Origin of the sequence: Streptomyces sp. NPDC050161 (genome assembly GCF_044460025.1) — a bacterium.
Taxonomy (GTDB): domain Bacteria; phylum Actinomycetota; class Actinomycetes; order Streptomycetales; family Streptomycetaceae; genus Streptomyces.
Genome location: NZ_JBITJM010000022.1, coordinates 86967 through 107271 on the forward strand (window position 1 = coordinate 86967; position 20305 = coordinate 107271).

General features: G+C 71.0%; 18 protein-coding genes. 9 read left to right on the forward strand and 9 right to left on the reverse strand.

Features of this window, described 5'->3' with window-relative positions:
• The first annotated feature begins 228 nt into the window (after positions 1 to 228).
• From ACIBK8_RS29145 to ACIBK8_RS29155, 3 genes are all read left to right on the forward strand, one after another.
• Positions 229 to 1161 carry an ROK family protein gene (locus tag ACIBK8_RS29145; RefSeq protein ID WP_399044931.1) on the forward strand — a complete coding sequence of 311 codons (933 nt, stop codon included), beginning with the start codon at positions 229 to 231 and terminating at the stop codon, positions 1159 to 1161.
• Entirely contained in the window at positions 1161 to 2363 is a 1203-nt protein-coding gene (nagA, locus tag ACIBK8_RS29150; RefSeq protein ID WP_399044932.1) for an N-acetylglucosamine-6-phosphate deacetylase, read from the forward strand. The genes ACIBK8_RS29145 and nagA overlap by 1 nt, the downstream gene beginning before the upstream one ends.
• 232 nt (positions 2364 to 2595) lie before the next feature.
• Complete coding sequence (locus tag ACIBK8_RS29155; protein ID WP_399044934.1) at positions 2596 to 3528, forward strand: 1-phosphofructokinase family hexose kinase; 933 nt, start codon at positions 2596 to 2598, stop codon at positions 3526 to 3528.
• An 18-nt stretch (positions 3529 to 3546) separates the two neighbouring features.
• Here ACIBK8_RS29155 and ACIBK8_RS29160 read toward each other — a convergent pair whose 3' ends face one another.
• Both ACIBK8_RS29160 and cdgB read right to left on the reverse strand, forming a co-directional pair.
• On the reverse strand, positions 3547 to 4470 hold the full coding sequence (locus ACIBK8_RS29160) for a carbohydrate-binding protein (protein ID WP_399044936.1): 924 nt from the start codon (positions 4468 to 4470) through the stop codon (positions 3547 to 3549).
• A 259-nt stretch (positions 4471 to 4729) separates the two neighbouring features.
• Positions 4730 to 6409 carry a diguanylate cyclase CdgB gene (gene cdgB, locus ACIBK8_RS29165; RefSeq protein WP_399044937.1) on the reverse strand — a complete coding sequence of 560 codons (1680 nt, stop codon included), beginning with the start codon at positions 6407 to 6409 and terminating at the stop codon, positions 4730 to 4732.
• A gap of 301 nt (positions 6410 to 6710) precedes the next feature.
• Here cdgB and ACIBK8_RS29170 point away from each other — a divergent pair, with 301 nt between their 5' ends.
• Positions 6711 to 7307, forward strand: a complete 597-nt coding sequence (locus tag ACIBK8_RS29170) for a flavin reductase family protein (protein ID WP_399044939.1) — start codon at positions 6711 to 6713, stop codon at positions 7305 to 7307.
• A 33-nt stretch (positions 7308 to 7340) separates the two neighbouring features.
• On the opposite strand, the gene arfB is transcribed toward ACIBK8_RS29170, so the two are convergent.
• Complete coding sequence (gene arfB, locus ACIBK8_RS29175; RefSeq protein ID WP_393688216.1) at positions 7341 to 7769, reverse strand: alternative ribosome rescue aminoacyl-tRNA hydrolase ArfB; 429 nt, start codon at positions 7767 to 7769, stop codon at positions 7341 to 7343.
• Positions 7770 to 7972: 203 nt separating this feature from the next.
• On the opposite strand from arfB, the gene ACIBK8_RS29180 reads away from it, so the two are divergent.
• Positions 7973 to 8548, forward strand: coding sequence for a TerD family protein (locus tag ACIBK8_RS29180; protein WP_393688214.1), 576 nt, complete (start codon positions 7973 to 7975; stop codon positions 8546 to 8548).
• 190 nt (positions 8549 to 8738) lie between these two features.
• A complete protein-coding gene (locus ACIBK8_RS29185) occupies positions 8739 to 9236 on the forward strand; it encodes a hypothetical protein (protein WP_393688212.1) in 498 nt (165 codons plus the stop codon).
• A 115-nt stretch (positions 9237 to 9351) separates the two neighbouring features.
• On the opposite strand, the gene ACIBK8_RS29190 is transcribed toward ACIBK8_RS29185, so the two are convergent.
• Positions 9352 to 10029: a pentapeptide repeat-containing protein gene (locus ACIBK8_RS29190; protein WP_399044941.1), complete on the reverse strand. Its 678-nt coding sequence runs from the start codon at positions 10027 to 10029 to the stop codon at positions 9352 to 9354.
• Positions 10030 to 10372: 343 nt separating this feature from the next.
• Here ACIBK8_RS29190 and ACIBK8_RS29195 point away from each other — a divergent pair, with 343 nt between their 5' ends.
• Positions 10373 to 11596, forward strand: a complete 1224-nt coding sequence (locus ACIBK8_RS29195; RefSeq protein WP_399044943.1) for an FAD-dependent oxidoreductase — start codon at positions 10373 to 10375, stop codon at positions 11594 to 11596.
• Positions 11597 to 11791: 195 nt separating this feature from the next.
• On the opposite strand, the gene ACIBK8_RS29200 is transcribed toward ACIBK8_RS29195, so the two are convergent.
• The gene (locus tag ACIBK8_RS29200; RefSeq protein WP_399044945.1) at positions 11792 to 12907 is read right to left on the reverse strand and encodes a M24 family metallopeptidase; all 1116 of its coding nucleotides are present in this window, start codon (positions 12905 to 12907) and stop codon (positions 11792 to 11794) included.
• A gap of 363 nt (positions 12908 to 13270) precedes the next feature.
• On the opposite strand from ACIBK8_RS29200, the gene ACIBK8_RS29205 reads away from it, so the two are divergent.
• Complete coding sequence (locus ACIBK8_RS29205) at positions 13271 to 14380, forward strand: DNA cytosine methyltransferase (RefSeq protein ID WP_399044946.1); 1110 nt, start codon at positions 13271 to 13273, stop codon at positions 14378 to 14380.
• 87 nt (positions 14381 to 14467) lie between these two features.
• On the opposite strand, the gene ACIBK8_RS29210 is transcribed toward ACIBK8_RS29205, so the two are convergent.
• From ACIBK8_RS29210 to ACIBK8_RS29225, 4 genes are all read right to left on the reverse strand, one after another.
• On the reverse strand, positions 14468 to 15325 hold the full coding sequence (locus tag ACIBK8_RS29210) for a PmeII family type II restriction endonuclease (protein WP_399044947.1): 858 nt from the start codon (positions 15323 to 15325) through the stop codon (positions 14468 to 14470).
• Between the two features lie 118 nt (positions 15326 to 15443).
• The gene (locus tag ACIBK8_RS29215; RefSeq protein WP_399044949.1) at positions 15444 to 15749 is read right to left on the reverse strand and encodes an SCO5918 family protein; all 306 of its coding nucleotides are present in this window, start codon (positions 15747 to 15749) and stop codon (positions 15444 to 15446) included.
• A 135-nt stretch (positions 15750 to 15884) separates the two neighbouring features.
• The gene (locus ACIBK8_RS29220) at positions 15885 to 17402 is read right to left on the reverse strand and encodes a DEAD/DEAH box helicase (protein ID WP_399044950.1); all 1518 of its coding nucleotides are present in this window, start codon (positions 17400 to 17402) and stop codon (positions 15885 to 15887) included.
• 369 nt (positions 17403 to 17771) lie between these two features.
• Positions 17772 to 17975, reverse strand: a complete 204-nt coding sequence (locus ACIBK8_RS29225) for a cold-shock protein (RefSeq protein ID WP_181763581.1) — start codon at positions 17973 to 17975, stop codon at positions 17772 to 17774.
• Positions 17976 to 18783: 808 nt separating this feature from the next.
• Here ACIBK8_RS29225 and ACIBK8_RS29230 point away from each other — a divergent pair.
• Positions 18784 to 20286, forward strand: coding sequence for an FAD-dependent monooxygenase (locus ACIBK8_RS29230; protein WP_399044987.1), 1503 nt, complete (start codon positions 18784 to 18786; stop codon positions 20284 to 20286).
• Positions 20287 to 20305 lie beyond the last annotated feature (19 nt).

The following is a 20305-nucleotide window of genomic DNA, read 5'->3' on the forward strand; positions in this document are numbered from 1 at the left end:
CTTCAGGGATCGCCCTCCACCGGCATGGGCAGCGAGTCTCCCCCGCATACCGACACAAGGTCTACACCACCTCCCGAATCGCTGGGGTATCGCCCCAGGGAGGCGCAGGTCACAGCAGTTTTGCGTCAAAAAAATCATGGGGTTGCACCAAGGATAAATTCCGGTGAACGACAGGCGGTACGGCGAGTGGACTAGACCTTTCATGGCGGATCGCGCGAAACTGTTCCCGTGAGACACGTCATCGCCCTCGATGTGGGCGGCACCGGAATGAAGGCCGCCCTCGCGGGAGCGGACGGCACCCTCCTCTACGAAGCACGCCGCCCCACCGGCCGCGAACGCGGCCCGGAAGCCGTCGTCGACGCCATCCTCGGCTTCGCCGCCGAACTGCGGGACATCGGCAAGGCCAGGTTCGGCAGCACCGCAGCCGCCGCGGGAGTCGCCGTCCCCGGCATCGTCGACGAGGGCGCGGGACTCGCCGTCTACTCCGCCAACCTCGGCTGGCGGGACGTCCCGATGCGGACGCTGCTGTCCGAACGCCTCGGCGGCGTGCCCGTCGCCCTGGGCCAGGACGTCCGCACCGGCGGCCTCGCCGAAGGCCGCATCGGCGCGGGCCAGGGCGCCGGACGCTTCCTGTTCGTCCCGCTGGGCACCGGCATCGCGGGCGCCATCGGCATCGAGGGCCGCATCGAAGCCGGCGCGCACGGCAGCGCCGGCGAGATCGGCCACATCGTCGTACGGCCCGGCGGCCGGCCCTGCGGCTGCGGCCAGCGCGGCTGCCTGGAGGTGCTGGCATCCGCCGCGGCCGTCGGCCGTGACTGGGCCGCGGCCTGCGGCGACCCGCAGGCGGGCGCGGCGGACGCGGCCAAGGCCGTGGCATCGGGCGACCCGCGCGCCGCAGCCGTCTGGCAGGACGCCGTGGACGCGCTCGCCGACGGCCTGGTCACCGGACTCACCCTGCTCGACCCGCAGACGCTGATCATCGGCGGCGGCCTCGCCGAGGCGGGCGACACGCTCTTCGTGCCGCTGCGCGAAGCGGTCCGCCGGCGCGTGACCTTCCAGCGCCTCCCCTCGATCGTTCCGGCGGCACTCGGGGACGCCGCCGGCTGCCTGGGCGCAGGACTGCTCGCCTGGGATCTTCTCTCCACGGAGGTATCGGCCTGATGGCACAGCAACAATCCGCGGGGCGGTCCGGCGGCCTGCGCACCACCCTGGCCGGCGCCCGCATCGCCCGGCCTTCCGGCGTCGTCGACGGCGGCCGGATCACCGTCGAAGGCGACCGCATCGCCGACGTGTCCGGCCGCGAGGGCGACCCCGGCGCGGCCGGCACCGTCGTCGACCTGACGGGCCATCTGATCGTCCCCGGCTTCGTCGACATGCACGTCCACGGCGGAGGCGGCGGCTCCTTCTCGTCCGCCGACCCGGAGGAGTGCCTGACCGTCGCCGCCACCCACCGCAGGCACGGCACCACGTCGATGGTCGCGTCGACCGTCACCGGCGACCTCGACGAACTGGGCAAGCAGGCCGCGGTGCTCGCCGAACTCGTCCAGCAGGGCGACCTGGCCGGCATCCACTTCGAAGGCCCCTTCATCTCCCCGCACCGCTGCGGCGCGCACCAGCCCGAGCTGCTGCGCGACCCCGACCCGGCCGACGTGCGCAAGCTCGTCGACGCCGCCCGCGGCACCGCCCGGATGATGACCATCGCCCCCGAACTGCCCGGCGGCCTGGAGTCCGTACGGCTGCTCGCCGACGCCGGAGTGATCGCCGCCGTCGGCCACACCGACTCCACGTACGACGCCACCCGCGACGCCATCGACGCGGGCGCCACCGTCGCCACCCACCTCTTCAACGCCATGCCCGCCCTGGGGCACCGCGCGCCGGGGCCTGTCCTCGCCCTCCTGGAGGACGAGCGGGTCACCGTCGAGCTGATCAACGACGGCACCCATCTGCACCCCGCCGTCCTGGAGATGGCCTTCCGCGACGCGGGCGCCGGACGCGTCGCGTTCATCACCGACGCCATGGGCGCGGCCGGCATGTCCGACGGCATGTTCCCGCTCGGGCCGATGCGGGTCGAGGTCAAGGACGGCGTCGCCCGGATCAGCGAAGGCCCCACGGCCGGCTCCATCGCCGGCTCCACCCTCACCCTCGACCGCGCCTTCCGCCGCGCCGTCACCCTCGACCGGCTCCCCGTCGAACACGCCGTACAGGCCCTCTCCGCCAACCCGGCCCGCCTCCTGGGCATCGACGACCGCACCGGCTCCCTGGAAGCGGGCAAGGACGCCGACCTGGTGATCCTCGACGCCGCGTACGAAGTGGTCGGCGTGATGCGCCGCGGCGCCTGGGTGGTCCGCCCGGCCGGTATCTGACGGACCGTAAGGCGGCGGGCCGAACCGCCGTTCAGCGGACGGCGGTCGGCCCGGGTCTGGGCCAACCACCGTCCGCGATGGCATGATCGCTCGCGCACTTGTCCGTACGCTGCCGCCGAGCGCGGTTGCCAGACCAGCGGCCGTCCGCCCGACGGCCGTCCGGCCAACCACTGCCCGGCCGGCGGCTGCCCCATCGGCACAGCCGTCCGAGCACGGCGCGGGAGGGGGAACCATGATCCTCACGGTCACGCTGAACGCCGCCCTGGACGTCACCTACCGGGTACCGCAGCTGCGCCCGCACACCACGCACCGCGTCACCGAAGTCGTCGAACGCCCCGGCGGCAAGGGCCTGAACGTCGCCCGGGTGCTCACCGCGCTCGGCCACCGCACCGTCGCCACCGGATTCGCCGGCGGCGGCACCGGCGACGCGCTGCGCACCCTGCTCGCCCAGGAGACCGACGTCACCGACGCGCTGGTCCCCGTCGGCGGCACCACCCGCCGCACCATCGCCGTCGTCGACGCCGCGTCCGGCGACACCACCCAGCTCAACGAGCCGGGCCCGACCGTCTCCCCCGCCGAATGGAACGCCTTCCTCGGCACCTACCGCGAACTCCTGGGCGACGCACGGGCGGTGGCGCTCTGCGGCAGCCTGCCCCCCGGCGTACCGGTCGACGTCTACGCCCGGCTGACCCGGGCCGCACGCGGCGCCGGCGTCCCCGTCCTCCTGGACACCAGCGGCGAACCGCTGCGCCGCGGCCTCGCCGCCCGCCCCGACCTCGCCAAGCCCAACGCCGACGAACTCGCCGCCCTCACCGGCTCCACCGAACCGCTGCGCGCCGCCCGCGACACCCGCCGCCGCGGCGCACACGCCGTGGTCGCGTCCCTGGGTGCCGACGGCATGCTCGCGGTCACGTCCGACGGCACCTGGCAGGCCGCCCCGCCCCGGCGCATCGCGGGCAACCCGACGGGCGCCGGCGACTCGGCGGTGGCCGGCCTGCTGTCAGGACTGGTCGAGGGGCTCCCCTGGCCGGACCGGCTCACCCGCGCGGTGGCCCTGTCGGCCGCGACGGTACGCGCACCGGCCGCCGGGGAGTTCGACGCGGCGACCTACGAAGAGCTGCTGCCGCGGGTGGAAGTGACGGACCATCCGGTGGCGGCCGGCTGAGACGGCGCGTCCGGAAGGCTACTTCTTCTTCTTGACGTGCCCAGCCGCCAGCGAGAGGTGGTCGAGGTTGGCCTCGCACTTGTCGCCATCGGCGCAGGAGAGCGCCAGCGTGTTGGTGCCCTCGTTCAGGTGGATCCAGCCGAAGGTGTACGTCCAGCCCTTGTCCCAGGCACCTTCATCGGCGCCCGCGAAGTTCGACATTCTGATCTTCTGGGCCGGGCCGCTGTTCGTCGTCAGCGTCGCCGAGGCGTCCTTACCGGGGACGCCGTAGTCGACAAAGAGGGTGTAGTCACCACTCTTGGGCACATCGACGTTCCACGTGACCGAGGCGCCCACCTTGTTGAACACCACATAGGCGCCACTGGCCGACTTCGCGCCGCTGACCGACTTGTCGGTGGTCGCCTCGGGGCTGAGCTTGAGCGTCGCCGCGTCCTCCTGCGGAAGCTCGACCGGGGACGCGGAGTTGCTGGGCTTGTCGCTCGGCTTGACGCTCTCGCCCGCCGTCGGCTCCTTCTTGCCCGCCTGATCGTCGGTGCTGTCATCCTTGTTGTTGGTGATCATCGCGACGCTGATGCCTATGCACACCACCGCGACCACCGCGACGGCACCGATCAGCAGGCCCTTGTGGCTGCGCCGCGGCTCCTGCTCCTGGAGCGGCCGGCCGGACTGGGGGCGGTCGCCGCCCGGCAGCGTCTCCGGAGCGGCGTAGTTGGCGTGCGGACGGCCGTACGCGGGCTGCTGGGGGGCCTGTTGCTGGCCGCCGTACTGCCGCTCGCCGACCGCGCGTACCTGGTTGTAGGAGGTCCGCGGAACTCCCGGCTGCCGCGCCGTCCCGCCGTCGCCCGTCGCTCCCGCGCCGCCATCGCCGCCTTCCGAGCGGTAGAGGTAGCCGAACGGGTCGTCGTTCTCCGGCGTGTCCGCGCCATTGTTGCCGGCCGTCATTCCGTGTCACTCCCCAGCGATATGTACCGCGTCCGTACGCATGCGCAGAGGTCTGCGCGAACTGTTTTTCGGGCCCCCGGCGGCGCCGCGCCGCACCGGCGCAGCCTACCTCTTCGGCGCCAACCCCCGCCGGGTCCGTCCAGCCACAAGATCGCTACGGATCGGTGAACGACCGGTGTGAGGAGGAGCGATACCGCGGGTGTGAGATACGCAGCAACGGGGCCCGCTCCGGGGCCGGTCCCGGCGGCCTGCCGCCCGCTCAGCCCGCCGCCCGCCGGTTCGCCTTCGACCGGGAGCGCTTCTCGACGTACATCCGCTGGTCCGCCGATGCCAGGACCTCTTCGGCCGTCATCCCGCAGCTCGCCCAGCTGATCCCGAAGCTGGCGCCGACCCGCACCGCGCGGCCGTCCACCCGGATCGGCGGGATGATCGCGTTCCGCAGCCGTACCGCGAGGTCCTGAGCGTCGGCGGTGCCCAGACCGTCGGCCAGCACCACGAATTCGTCGCCGCCGAGCCGGGCGACCGTATCGCCGTCCCGCACCCCGCTGGTCAGCCGCCTGGCGACCTCGATCAGCACCGCGTCTCCCGTGTGGTGCCCGAACCTGTCGTTGATGGACTTGAAGCCGTCGAGGTCGCAGAAGAGGACCGCGAGGCCCTTGGAACCGTCGTCGGCGGGGCCGTCCCCCGGCGCGATGGTGTGCACGTGATGGTCGTACGGCAGCGCACCGCCCACCGACCGCTCCATGCCTTCGAGGCCGTCGAACGCCTCGTCGTCGGCCCGGAAGCCGTGCGGATCCGACGGGTCGGCGAAGACGGTGGCGGAGACCGCGTACGCGTCGGCGGGCGAGCCCGGCGGGCAGCCGCACAGCCGGGCGCCGAGCCTGGCCCGCAGCTCAGCGCTGTTGGGCAGGCCGGTCAGCGAATCGTGGCTGGCACGGTGCGCGAGCTGCAGTTCGTGCCGCTTGCGGTCCTCGATGTCCTCGACGTGCGTGAGCAGGAACCGCGGCCCGTCGGCGGTGTCCGCGACGACGGAGTTGCGCAGCGAGACCCACACGTACGTGCTGTCCCTGCGGGCCAGCCGCAGCTCGGCCCTGCCGCCCTCGGCCGAGGTGCGCAGCAGGGTGCCGATGTCCTCGGGGTGCACGAGGTCGGAGAAGGAGTAGCGGCGCATCGCGGACGCCGGGCGGCCCAGCAGCCGGCACAGCGCGTCGTTGGTCCGCAGCAGCCTGCCGTGCTGGTCACCGCCCATCTCGGCCACGGCCATCCCGCTCGGCGCGTACTCGAACGCCTGCCGGAAGCTCTCCTCGCTGGCCCGCAGCGCCTGTTGTTCGCGCTCCAGGCGGACCAGGGCCCGCTGCATGTTCGCCCGCAGCCGGGCGTTGCTGATCGCGATGGCGGACTGGAAGGCGTACATCTGGAGCGCTTCCTGGCCCCAGGCGCCGGGGCGGCGGCCGTTGCGCGGCCGGTCGACGGAGATCACTCCGAGGAGTTCGCCGCTGCCGTTGGCCGCGGCGTACATGGGCGCGAAGAGCCGGTCCATCGGATGCCACTCGTCGACGAAGCGGGGCGCGGGCCCCGCGGTGTGCCACTGCGGTACGTCATCGTCGTCCAGCACCCAGCCCTCGGTGTGCGGGATGAAGCACAGCTCGCCCCACCGCTCCCCCATGGCCAGCCGGCGCTCCCAGGAGGCGCGCGAGCCGACCCGCCCGGCCATCAGCGCCTCGGCGCCCGCGCTGCCTGCCACCGCGGCGACGACGAGGTCGCCGTCGGGGCGGACGAGGTTGACCGCGGCCAGCTCGTATCCGAGCCCCGTGGTCGCCCCGTCGGCGACGGTCTGCAAGGTGTCCGCCAGGCTACGTGCGGTATTCAGCTCGGCGACCACTTGGTGCAGCTGCCGCAGGGTCGCAAGACGGACGTACGGCTCCGACTCGGCCTCCATCGCTCGCTCTCCCCGAGACCTCGACAGCAACTCCAGAGATTCTTTGTCGTCCGATTCCACGGCCACTGAATCACAGTGAGCTGCCCACTCGGTACACAGGGTCAACAATTACCGTGCGCTGTGACTCAAGTCACAGAATGTGAAGTGTAGTTGACGACCGTCCCGGGAACCCCGGCGTCGGCATTCCTGCACTTCCTGAAAGCAAATTCCGGCTGCCCGCCAACTCAGCCGTCAGACCTAGGACACGGGTGGTCCCCCGGTCCGATGCGCCCTCGGGGCGGATGAGGTTAGCGTTCATGGCGTGTTCACGAAAAGCCCCGCCGCCGCACCCGCCGGTGCCCCCGCCGTCACCCCCGCATCCGTACCGGACGGCGCGCTGATCCCCCATTCTGATGGGGTGAGTGACGACGAGTTCCGAGCCGCCCTGTCCCGCCTCGCCGCCGGGGTGGTGCTGATCACCGCGCACGCCGCGGACGAAGGACCGCACGGCGAGGACGTCGGCATGACCGCCACCGCGTTCGTCTCCGTGTCATTGGACCCGCCATTGGTGATGGTGAGCGTTCGCAACGACTCCCGGATGGACGACCTGTTGGCGCAACAGCCGCTATGGGCCGTTTCGGTCCTGTCGGAGAGTCAACGGCAGATTGCCGGGCGATTCGCCATGAAGGGCCGCATCAGCGACCGACTGCTCTTTGCCGACCTTCCCCATGTACGGGGCGAAGCGTCCGGCGCACCGCTCATCGGCGGCGCGCTCGCCACCCTGGAGTGCCGTACCGAACAGCGGGTGGTGGCCGGCGACCACACCCTCGTCATCGGCCGCGTCCTGACGGCGTCGGCACCGGGCGACGACACCGGGCCGCTCACGTACTTCCGCGGAAAATACCGTCATTTGGGGTGAGTTGACGGGGGGCGGGCAGGTGGCTGCGGCCCCTCAGCCCCAGTCGCGGCCCGAGCGACCGCGCTTGGTGTCGCCGCGCTGCTTCTTCTCACGCAGCCGGCGTTCGTTGATGCCCCGCGGAATCCGCGACTTGCGGCGCGGCTTGGGCGGCGGCGCGGTCGCCTGCGCCAGCAGCGCGGTGAGCCGGACGGCCGCGGTCTCGCGGTTGCGCCACTGGGAGCGGTGGTCGGACGCCCGTACGGACAGCACGCCGTCGACGAGCCGGGCGGCCAGCCGCTCCAGGGCGCGCTCCTTCCACACCTCGGGCAGCGCCTGCGTCCTGCCGAGGTCGAAGCGCAGCTCGACCTGACTGTCGCTGGTGTTGACGTGCTGGCCGCCCGGACCCGAGGAGCGCGAGAAGCGCCACATCAGCTCGGCCTCCGGCAGGACGACCGAACCGCGGATGACATAGGGACCGGACATGTGTCCCATGATCCCGTGTTTCCGGGCGCCGGTCACCCGCTTTTCGTCGGCGCGCGACCGCCGCGCCATCAGGATTCGGCAAAGAAAGTAAAACGAGCTGGAACCTCGTGGTCCCCTGAGGGCGTTGAGAAGGAAGACGGTAGCTTCGTCAGTTCAGTACGAAGCCCGACGGTTCGACGATTCGACGAAGAAGGGGACATCCCATGGCTGTAAGCCTGTCCAAGGGCGGCAACGTCTCGCTCACCAAGGAGGCCCCGGGCCTGACCGCCGTCACGGTCGGCCTCGGCTGGGACGTCCGCACCACCACCGGCACGGACTTCGACCTCGACGCGAGCGCCATCGCGGTCAACCCGAGCGGCAAGGTCTACTCCGACCAGCACTTCGTCTTCTTCAACAACAAGGTGACGCCGGACCAGTCCATCGAGCACACCGGCGACAACGTCACCGGCCAGGGCGAGGGCGACGACGAGCAGATCAAGGTCAACCTCGCGGGCCTGCCCGCCGACGTCGACAAGATCGTCTTCCCGGTCTCGATCTACGACGCCGAGAACCGCAGCCAGAACTTCGGCCAGGTGCGGAACGCCTTCATCCGCATCGTCAACCAGGCCGGCGGCGCCGAGATCGCCCGTTACGACCTCAGCGAGGACGCGGCGACCGAGACCGCCATGGTCTTCGGCGAGCTGTACCGCAACGGCGCCGAGTGGAAGTTCCGCGCCGTGGGCCAGGGTTACGCCTCCGGCCTGGTCGGCATCGCCCAGGACTTCGGCGTCAACGTCTGACCCGTGCCGAGGCACTGAGCCGACGCACTGAGCCGAGGCGCTGAGCCGATGCTCTGACAAGCCGGCCGAGGCCGCCCGACCCGCCATCGCGCGCGGAGCGGGCGGCCTCGTCCGTTCCGGCCTCGCGGGCGTCCGTTCCCGTTCCCCCGCAGCGCCACGCCGCTCCCGCCGTCGTGACACCATCGACAGCGTGATCGACCTCGGCTACTCCCTCTCCCGCCGCTTTCCGGACCCTCCGCAGACGGACTACCGGACGGCGGACGTGCGCACCCTGCGTCACGACCTCTTCTGCGGCGATGTCTACATCGCCGACACCAAGGAGGACCGCGAGGTGTCCACCGCCTGGGGGTGGGTGCCGGTACTCGACTTCGCCTGGGCGCTGTGCGACATCGTCGAGCAGCTCGACACCGACCCGCGGGGCAGCCGCTCGTCCCGGCCGGTCCACGCCGAGCTGGACTTCACCGAGTCATCCGACCGGCTGCTCTTCGAGCGCCGCTTCGGCTGGGTCGACGTGGCCGCCGACTGGATGCCCGCGGACGAGCCGCCGCTCACCTTCAACCACGGCGCGCTGCGCCGCGAGGCCCGCGACTTCCTCCACGACCTGATCGCCGACCTCGCCGACATGCACGACGGTCTGGACGACAACCCGGCCGTATGGGCCCTCCAGGCCCGCTTCCCCCGCGTCTGACCGGCCGGGCCGGCAAGGCGGACAAGGCGGACACAGACCTCTCGGACCGACCGGGCCGCCCAGACCGTTCGGATCGACCGGGCCGCCCGGACCACCCGAACCGCCCGCCCTCCCCTCACTCCACCCGCACCCCCACCTGCGCCGCGAACGCCGGTGCCAGATCCATCAGTTGGACGGTACTGATCACCGCGCCCGACAGGCTCTCGATGCCTCGGGCGATGTCCAGCTCGGCCGCGCCCCGCAGGTCGACGTCCTTCATCCGCACCCCGCTGAAGTCCGCCCGCGCGACCGTGCAGCCGTCGAACGTCACCCGCTCCATCTCGGCACCCGAGAAGTCCGCCTCGACCAGCACGCACCCTTCGAAGACGACGTCCCGCAGCTTCGCCTTGCGCAGGTTCGGGAAGTCGATCTTCCCGCCCCGCACCAGGACCCGTTCCAGCACCGCGCCGTGCAGCTGTATCCCGCCGAGCCTGGCGTCCGTCAGCTCCACATCGCGCAGCGAAGCCTGCGACAGGTCCGTACCGACGCCGCGCACCCCGCTCAGCACGCTGTCGATGACGCGCGCCCGGCTCAGCACCGTCTCGTCGAGCGCGCACCGCCGCACCGCGCAGTCCATGAACCGTGCGCCCCGCGCCGACTGCCCCGCCCAGTCGGCTTCGGTGAACTCCAGCCCGTCGTAGTCCCCTTCGGGCTCCAGCTCCGCGCCGTCGTGCGGCGCCAGCTCGGGCAGCCGCACCTCCGCCCGACGTACCGCCCGCGCCGTCCCCTTGCCCTGCGCCGCCACGGCGCTCACCGCCTTCCGCCTCGCCTGTACGTCCGTACGCCGCCCCGACCGCCCGTCCACGACGAGCGGGCACGGGGCTCGGGCACACGCGGTACGTACGTCCTGTTCCCGTCTGCACACCCATCGTGAACCACCCCACTGACAATTCCCGCCCGTGATCCCCGCGCACGTCCCTGACCTGCGGCGATCCGATATCGCGGCACATGCAGCCCCGGCCCGCGAACCCCCGCCGGGCGTCCGCATGTCACATCCGTCCCCGCCCTCCCGTCCAAACCGGCACAGGCACGTACCGCACGCAGCGGACGCGCAGCGCATCCAGCGCGTCCAGGACACATCGCGACGGAGGAACCCCATGGCCCGCACGGCCGACCCCACAGGCACCGCACACCCCGCGCCCCGCCCCACCCCCGCCCGCCTCACCGTCATCGGCGGCGGCTTCGCCGGGCTCACCGCCGCCATCTCCGCGGCCGAGGCAGGCGCCGACGTCACCCTGTACGAGGCGCACCGCACCCTCGGCGGACGCGCCCGTACCGCCGACGCGCCCTACCGCACCAACGAAGGTCCGCACGCCCTCTACAGCCGTGGCCCGCACTGGGCCTGGCTCGCCCAGCGAGGGCTGATCGGGCCGCTCGCCCCGCTGCCGCTGCGCGAAGGCGCCCGGTTGCGCTTCTTCCACGGCGGTGCCCTGCGGCGCACTCCGCCGCTCGGCATCCTGCGGCTCCGCACCCGGCGCGACGCCCCCGTGGACCAGGACTTCCACACCTGGGCCGCCGGGCAGGCCGGAGAACGGACGGCCCGCGCCGCGGCCCACTACGCAGGCGTCGCGACCTTCCACCACGACCCGGGCAGCCTGTCCGCCGCCTTCGTCCAGGAGCGGCTGCGCCGCACCACCACCCTCGTGCCCGAAGCGCGCTACATCCGGGGCGGCTGGAGCGAGCTGATCGCCCGGATGGCCGACCACGCCCGTGGCCTCGGCGTACGCATCGAGACCTGCGCCCGCGTCGGCACGCTGCCCGATTCGGGCCCCGTCATCGTCGCCACCCAGCTCGAATCCGCCCGCGCCCTCCTCAAGGACGACGGGCTCACCTGGAGCAGCGCCCGTACCGCGCTGATCGACGTCGCCGTGCGGACCGCGCGCGGCGACGCGTTCCTGGTGTCCGGGCTCGACTTCCCTGGCTGGGTCGAGCGGTTCACCGCCCAGGATCCGGGGCTGGCTCCCCGTGGTGAGCAGTTGCTCCAGGGGCAGGTCGGTATCGGGCCGGGCGAGCAGCGCGCCGACGGGATCCGCCGGGCCGAGCGCCTCCTGGACGCCGGTTTCCCCGGCTGGCGCGCCCGCACCACCTGGCGGCGCGACTCCCTGGCCACCGGCCGTACGGGTGCGGTGGATCTGCCGGGCACCACCTGGCGGGACCGTCCCGCCATCGACCGCGGCCACGGCGTCTATCTGGCGGGCGACCAGGTCGCGGCGCCCGGTGTGCTGTGCGAGGTGTCCTTCAGCAGCGCCATCGAAGCGGTCTCGCTCGCGCTCGCTTCCGCCCGAGCCCTACGGAACACGGCGGGGCTGCACCGCACTTGAGGCGCCGACGGGCCACCCCGCTGAGGTGACAACGGGACCAACACGGCCAACGGGGCCAACGGAGCCAAAAACGGGGCCACGCTTCCGGACGGCCGTGGAAACCACGCGTGGACGGGGAAACCGCCCTGCTCCCCGCCCACGCACACCCACACGTCCACGCCCACGCCCACGCCCCCGCCCACGCGCCGGACGCGGCTACCGCACCAGCACCATCCCCCGCTCCGTCTCGTTCAGCCGCCGTCCGCCCGTCTCCGTGCACGTCACGATGTCCTCGATGCGCACCCCGAACCGGCCCGGCAGGTAGATCCCCGGTTCGATCGAGAAGCACATCCCCGGTACGAGCGGCAGATGTTCGCCCTCCACCAGGTACGGCGGCTCGTGCGTGGTCACGCCGATGCCGTGGCCGGTGCGGTGGATGAAGTACTCGCCGTATCCCGCCGACTTGATCACCCTCCGGGCGACCCGGTCGATCTCCTGGCACGCCACCCCGGGCCGCACCGCGTCGAACGCCGCCTGCTGCGCCGCCCGTACGACGTCGTGGACCTTGCGCTCCTCGGCGGTCGGCTCGCCCACGTGGACCGTGCGCGAGGTGTCCGAGCCGTACCCGTCCCGCAGCCCGCCGAAGTCGAGTACGACCATGTCGCCGTCGTTGATGTACCGCGCGCCCGCCTCGTGGTGCGGATTCGCACCGTTGGGCCCCGACCCGACGATGGTGAAGTCCACCTGGCTGTGGCCGTGTTCGGTGAGCAGCCGGGCGAGGTCGGCGGCCACCTCGCGCTCGCGGCGGCCGGCGAACGGCAGGCCGATGATGTCCTCGTACGTCGCGTCGGCCGCGGCGCCGGCGGCGGCCAGCCGTTCCACTTCGTGCGCATCCTTGACGGCACGCAGCATCGGCAGCACCTCGGACAGCGCGCCGTAGCCGCTGCCGGGCAACACCCGTTGCAGACCGAGCAGATGCATCGCCCAGGTCGCGTCGGACACGCCGTAACGCCCCTGGGGGTCGAGCCATTCCGCCAGCTCCCTGTACGGGTCCACGCCGTCGCCCCACCCGGAGATGTCCAGCGCGCCGGCCCCGGCTGCCGCTTCGGCGTCCGGGCGCTCCAGTACGGGCACCAGCAGCCGCGGGCGCCGCCCGGGGACAAGGAACAGTGCGGTCAGCCGCTCGGTGGTCGCGGTGACGCGGTAGCCGCACAGCCATGCCAGATCGGGCCCCGGTGTCACGATCAGCCCGGCAAGACCCGCCTCGGCAGCCGCCGCGGCGGCCCGCCCCATCCGCTGCTCGTGATCGTCGCGCGTCGTGGAAGTCGCCATGCCTGGAATGTACGCCCGCCACCGGGCGCGCGGCAGAGCGGAAGCACCCGAACGCCACCCGGGCACGTCCGGCCCCGCGGCGCTCCGTTTCCGCCGCCCACGCCCCCGGGAATAACGAGCCCGTGCATTCCCCTCCCCTTCCCGACGGAATAAGGGAAGCGATATCTCTCACTTCCCGCACACGAAGGCACACTCGCCATTACTCATTCCCCGGCCCACCCCATCGTGTAGAATACGCACGCCCTAACACCCGCACCCGCGCCGGATCCTGGCAGTAGTCACGGTCACGAAAACGGCGGAAAAGCGAGAGTTTCGCGTCACGAAAAGGCAGTAGCAATACCACCAGGAGTGAGTTTCCATCCCATGAGCGAAGCACCGACCTGCGTATCAGTCTTTTCGGGCGGGATGGGCCTGGACCTCGGCCTCGAACAGGCCGGTTTTTCGATCCGGTTCGGCGCCGACAACATGAGCGCAGCGGTGGAAACAGCGAAATCGAACCGCCCTGGCCTCCCCTTCTACGCGGACGACATCCGCGGGCTTTCCACCGCTCACATCTGGAAGGCGTCCGGGCTCCATGAAGGCGGGCTCGACCTGCTCGCCGGCGGTCCGCCCTGCCAGAGCTTCAGCACCGCGGGAAAGCGCCGTGGCCTCGACGACGAGGAAAAAGGCTCGCTGGTCTTCGAGTTCGTGCGCCTGGTGAAGGAACTCCAGCCCAAGGCGTTCATCATGGAGAACGTCAAGGGGCTGCTCTCGGCATCGGTGAAATGGCGGCAGCTGCCGTACAACAACAACGGCAAGATCATCGATGATCTGCACGGCTCGCTCTTCCGTGAACTCTGCGCACAGTTGCAGGACCTCGGCTACAGCCTCGACCACCGGCAGCTCAATTCCGCGGACTACGGCGTCCCGCAGACCCGGCAGCGGGTCTTCCTGATCGGCTACCGCGACGGCCGCACGGTCACCTTCCCCGACCCCACGCACGCCAAGGAACCCGGTATCTTCACCGAGCCCTGGCAGACGATCGGCGACGGTCTGGCGGGCCTGGAGTCCGACGACTCGTACTGCGCGAAGTTCAGCGAACGCAAGCTGAAATACCTGCGGATGATTCCCGAGGGCGGGAACTGGCGTGACCTTCCCGAAGAGATACAGAAGGAATCCATGGGCCGCGCCTTCTACGCCAAGGGCGGACGCTCCGGATACTGGCGACGGCTCAGCTTCGGCACCCCCTCACCCACCATCCTCACCGAACCGCAGAACGCCAGCACGGCCCTCTGCCACCCGGTGGCCGACCGGCCGCTGACCGTACGCGAATGCGCGCGGCTGCAGACCTTCCCCGACGACTGGAAGTTCTACGGACTCGGCCGCGACCAGTACAAGCTCGTCGGAAATGCCGTCCCGGTACATCTCGCCAAGGCGCTCGGCACCCATCTGCGCTGCACCCTGGAAAACCAGCCGGCCACCGCTACCGCCTGACCGCTCCGCCGCGGACGGACCGACCGCCTGCCGATGGACCGCGTATCAATCGATCACGTATCAATCGACCACGTATCGACCGACCGCCTACCGATTGACCCGGCGGAAGAGCTTCGCGTAATCGATGTTCCCTTCCGCGTCGCCGATCTCCGGCTGCGCGGCACGGGTGAGGCGCTCCAGCAGGTCGGGCACGAGAGTGTCCAGCACCTCTTTCCTGAACTCCGAGCACAGCAGCGCACAGACCTCGCCCACCCGTACGTCGTAGTCGGCGGTGCCACCGCCCACCTGCTCCCAGAACTCCCGGCTGGAAAGCGACACATATTCCTGCCCTGGCGCCTTGGACGTCCGCGCCCTGCCGTAACAGGGTGCGAAGTATCCGACGAAATCCTGGCCGGTCTTCTCGTACTCGTCGCGTACCCGGACGATGGTGTGGGACAGGTTCTTCCGGGAACTCATCGGCATGCAGTCCCAGCTCATCTTCACCTGATAGCCCGCCACCTCACCGTCCTCCCCCGGCACTTCGAAGTCGAAGTCGTCGGGGTACTCGGGATGCCGGGCACCGGGAAAGCACGCCTTGACGATGGCTTCCAGGAGATGCCCGACGGCCTCTTCCTCGGACGCGTACAGGGCGCTCTGCACCTGGAGCGTCGCCCAGTCGCGGACCGTTTCCGCATTCCTTATGCGCAGCAGGAAGGGGTTGGTGCGCTTCAGACGGTCCGCGACCTTCAGCGCCGAGAACCGCTTCCGCATCCGGTTGACGTAGAGCCGCTCGGCTTCCGTCACCACCAGCGTCGCCCGGTCGAGCGGAATCCGCAGCAGCGCGCTCACCTCACCGGCCAGCTCCGCTTCCGGAACGGCCGGGGCCCGCTCCTCGTCGAGGGGGATGGCCTGCTGCGGCACGGCGGCGAGCGCAGGCGTCAGGGCGGGCGTCGTGAGGTCCGGCATGCGCCATTCGTATCATGACCGGCCTATATGCGACCCGCCCCGGCACCGGCTTTCGCAGGCGGGACGGGGCGGGCGCTAAATCCTCAACTCCGCACGGGCGGCGGGCCCGTGACGCAGGTCAGCCGCCGGTCGGCCCCAGGAGCGCCGACGCCGCCTCCAGCGCGGTGGGAGCGGCGTCGGCCTCCTGCGACGGAGCGGGGCGGCAGGTGAAGCCGAGGCGGCTCAGCGCCCGGGTCACTTCGCCGGCGCTGAAGTCGCGGCGGTCCTGCCGGGTGATGATCTCCCCCACCTGCTTGACGGGGTAGTGGCGGCGGCCGATGATCACGGACTCCCCCGTGATGGGCTCGGGCCTGACGCCCTTCATCGACTGCTGCACCTCACTCTTGATCAGGTCGAAGGGAAAGCGGGCGATGACGCAGCGCATGGGGCCTCAACAGGGTCGAAGAGAATGCCGGCGACGGACGGCGCCGCCGGGCGGAGAACGGTGCGGCAGAGGCAGAACCGTACCCGTGAAACACGGAATTCCGGCCCTGCCGTACGCCACCGGGCCGAAGGCGGGCTACTGCTTCCCGCCCGTCTTCTGCGCGGCGGCGCGCCGGGCACGGGCGGGCCCGCTGCGCCGCCCGCGAGCGGACGAAGCGGACCGCTTGGGGCGTTCGACGACCGGCGCGGCGACGGTGACGGGGACACCGGAGGGAGCCTGCGCGCCGGTGATGCGGCTCAGCTCGGCCTCACCGGAGCGGACCTGAGTGGTCTGCGGGGTGATGCCGGCGTCCGCCATCAGGCGCGTCATCCCCCGGCGCTGCCCCGGCAGAACGAGGGTGACGACCCGGCCGGACTCGCCTGCCCTGGCGGTACGGCCGCCACGGTGCAGGTAGTCCTTGTGGTCACTGGGCGGGTCCACGTTGACGACGAGGTCGAGGTTGTCGACGTGGATGCCGCGGGCGGCGACGTTGGTGGCCACCAGGGCGGTGACGTGCCCGGTCTTGAACTGGGCCAGCGTACGGGTGCGTTGGGGCTGGGACTTGCCGCCGTGCAGCGCCGCCGCCCGCACGCCGCTGCGCAGCAGGTGCTGGGTGAGCTTGTCCACCTCGTGCTTGGTGTCGAGGAACATGATCACCCGGCCGTCACGGGCGGCGATCTCGGTGGTGGTGGCGTACTTGTCGGCGCCGTGCACGTGCAGCAGGTGGTGTTCCATCGTCGTGACCGCGCCCGCCGACGGGTCGACGGAGTGCACCACCGGGTCGGACAGGTAGCGGCGCACCAGGAGGTCGACGTTGCGGTCCAGGGTGGCCGAGAACAGCATCCGCTGCCCGTCAGGACCGACCTGGTCGAGCAGCGCGGTGACCTGCGGCATGAAGCCCATGTCCGTCATCTGGTCGGCCTCGTCGAGCACCGTGACGCACACCTGGCGCAGACGGCAGTCCCCGCGGTCGATGAGGTCCTTGAGCCGCCCGGGAGTCGCCACGACGACCTCGGCGCCGCCGCGCAGCGCGCCGGCCTGCCGTCCGATCGACATCCCGCCGACGACGGTCGCCACCCGCAGCTTCAGCGAACGGGCGTACGGCGCGAGCGCGTCACCGACCTGCTGCGCCAGCTCACGGGTGGGCACCAGGACCAGGGCCAGGGGCTCACGGGGCTCGGCGCGCCGGCCGGCGATACGGGCCAGCAGCGCGAGGCCGAAGGCGAGCGTCTTGCCCGACCCGGTGCGGCCCCGTCCCAGGACGTCGCGGCCGGCCAGCGAGTTCGGCAGGGTGGCGGCCTGGATCGGGAACGGCGCCGACATGCCTTCGGATGCCAGGGCCGTCAACAGCGCTTCCGGCATGTCCAGTTCGGCGAAGGTCTCCACCGGGGGCAGGGCCGGGGTCAGGGTGGCGGGCGCCGCGAACTCGCCCCGCAGCGCGGTGGGGCGCCGGCCGCCGCCGGAACGGCCCTGCGCGCCGGAGCGGTTGGGCGCTCCGCCGCGTCCGGAGGCACCGGAGCGGCCGGGGGCCTGGGGGCGGTGGCCGCCGTTGCGTCCTGAGCCGGACGAACCGGCGCGGGGTGAGCGGTCGTTGGAGCGTGCTGTGCGGTTCATGTGAACCTTCCTCGATGCGGTACGTCGAGGAATCCTCGGCAGCTGCCAGCCACACTCAAGAGAACCGCAAAGACGAACCGAAAAAATAGATGAAACGAAGCGGATGTGAAATACACCGGATCCGCTGTGTCGAAAACGATCGGAATTCGCCGTACAGAAGGGCGTTTCCTGCCGATCGCGAGCCGGGCTGACCGCCGTTCCGCCGAGGCAGGTGACGGTCCAACACCCCGAGGGGCGGCCGGCGTCGCTCGTGCGGCGGCGATGGCGCGCACGGGGGGAGTTACCGGGACACGAGGGATTTACCGGGAAAACAACGAGCTGGGGCCCGCACCCAAGGTGCGGGCCCCAGCTGCGTCGTACGCGTCAGCGTCAGGCGGGAACGATGTTCTCGGCCTGCGGGCCCTTCTGGCCCTGGGTGACGTCGAAGCTGACCTTCTGGCCTTCCTGGAGCTCACGGAAGCCCTGGGCGGCGATGTTCGAGTAGTGGGCGAAGACGTCGGCGCCGCCACCCTCCTGCTCGATGAAGCCGAAGCCCTTTTCCGAGTTGAACCACTTCACGGTGCCTGTAGCCATTTTTTTCTCCTTCGGGGCAGTGCCCGGAGCCCACACCGTGTGGACCCCGCGTCGCCGCGATGATCGCCCCGTCCGGAAAATGCACCGGAAAATACAAAAGCACTCCCGCCGCGTATGACGGCGGAGGCACTCAAAGTCTCTTGGGAACCACAACTGCAACTGATTACGACAGTAGCACGGTACGGCCGACCGTGCCGGGCAATGTCCAGGAATTTTCCCGCAACCAGCATTTTCCCCGGCCGCCACACCACATATTCCCGCCGTTTCGACGACGAATATCACCACACCCGCATCCGACCCCAGGTGAAGCACCCCGGTGACAAATCCCTCACCCGCCGCCGCACCCACTCCCCGGAATCCACGGGACGGTGAGCAGCGGAACGCGCGCGGGCCCCGGCAACCGAGACGCGCTGCGGGCTCCTGCAACGGGGAAACGGGCCGCCGGGCAACTCGGCAACTCGTGTTGCTGATCCCGTCACCCGCGACACCGGCAAGGGGTGTACCCCCCTCCTTGCCATGCTCAACGTATAGCTCACCAGGGGGCTTGCGGCAAGGCCCCGGTCATCCCGCAGAATTGCCGATCAAAGCCAGTACCTGCGGAAATGACAGGTTCGCGAAGTGTGCGCGCTCTTGCCGACGTACGGGCCGCGCGGGGACGTCGAACCGACGGCACTGAGCCGACGGCGGGCCTCCCGGTGCAGCCGCATGCACTCCGCCCAGAGGTACAGGGACACACGCCACCGGTCCACACCGCAGCAGCCGGGCCGGAATCAACTGCGACGGGTAAGGAACTTCAGTGGGGGACCTCATGTTTGACGTCATCGTGGTCGGCGGCGGGCCGACCGGCTTGATGCTGGCCGGCGAGCTGCGGCTGCACGGCGTGCACGTACTCGTGCTGGAGAAGAACACCGAGCCGACCGGGCAGTCCCGCGCGCTCGGCCTGCACGCGCGCAGCGTCGAGGTGATGGACCAGCGCGGCCTGCTGGAACAATTCCTCGCGCGCGGCCAGCAGTTCGCGACCGGCGGTTTCTTCGCCGGCATCGACAAACCGTGGCCCGACCGGCTGGACACCGCGCATCCGTACGTACTCGCCATCCCGCAGAGCATCACCGAACACCTGCTGACCGGGCACGCCACGGAACTCGGCACCGAGATCCGGCGCGGCTGCGAAGTGGTCGGGCTGACCCAGGACGCGGACGGGGTGACCGTCGAGCTGGCCGATGCGGACGTCCCCGGCGGGGGAAGCACACGGCTCGTCCCTGGCGGCGGAAGCACGCGGCTCGTCCCTGGCCGGGAAAGCACGCGGCTCCGCTCGCGCTACCTCGTCGGCTGCGACGGCGGACGCAGCACGGTGCGCAAGCTGCTCGGCGTCGGCTTCCCCGGCGAGCCCGCCAGGGTCGAGACGCTGCTGGGCGAGGTCGAGGTGGCCGTGCCGCAGGAGACGCTGGCCGCCGTGGTGGCCGAGGTCCGCAAGACCTACGTACGGTTCGGCGCCATGCCCCTAGGGGACGGGATGTACCGCCTCATCGTGCCCGCCGACGGCCTGGCCGATGACCGCACCACCCCGCCGACCCTCGACGCGTTCAAGCAACGCCTACGGACGATCGCCGGCACCGACTTCGGCGCACACTCGCCACGCTGGCTCTCCCGCTTCGGCGACGCCACCAGGCTGGCCGAGCGCTACCGGACCGGCCGGGTGCTGCTGGCAGGCGACGCGGCACACATCCACCCGCCGACCGGCGGGATGGGCCTCAACCTCGGCATCCAGGACGCGTTCAACCTCGGCTGGAAACTGGCCGCCGAGGTCGCCGGCTGGGCACCGCAGGGGCTGCTCGACAGCTACCACACCGAACGGCACCCGGTGGCCGCCGCCGTCCTCGACAACACCCGCGCACAGACCGAGCTGCTGTCCCCCGAGCCGGGCCCCCGCTCCGTACGCCGGCTGGTGTCGGAACTGATGGACTTCGAGGAGGTGAACCGGTACCTGATCGAAAAGATCACGGCACTCTCGGTCCGCTACGACTTCGGCGAAGGCCACGACCTGCTCGGCCGCCGCATGCGCGACCTCCCCCTGAAACAGGGCCGCCTCTACGAACTGATGCACACCGGCCGCGGCCTGCTCATCGACCGCACCGGCCACCTCTCGACGACAGGCTGGACGGACCGCGTCGACCACGTCATCGACACCGCCGAAGAACCGGACGTACCCGCGCTACTCCTACGACCGGACGGCCACGTGGCCTGGGCAGGCGAAGACCAGACGGACCTGCTCAACCACCTCCCGAGGTGGTTCGGCACACCCACTGCCTGAACTCACGGTCCCGGCCACA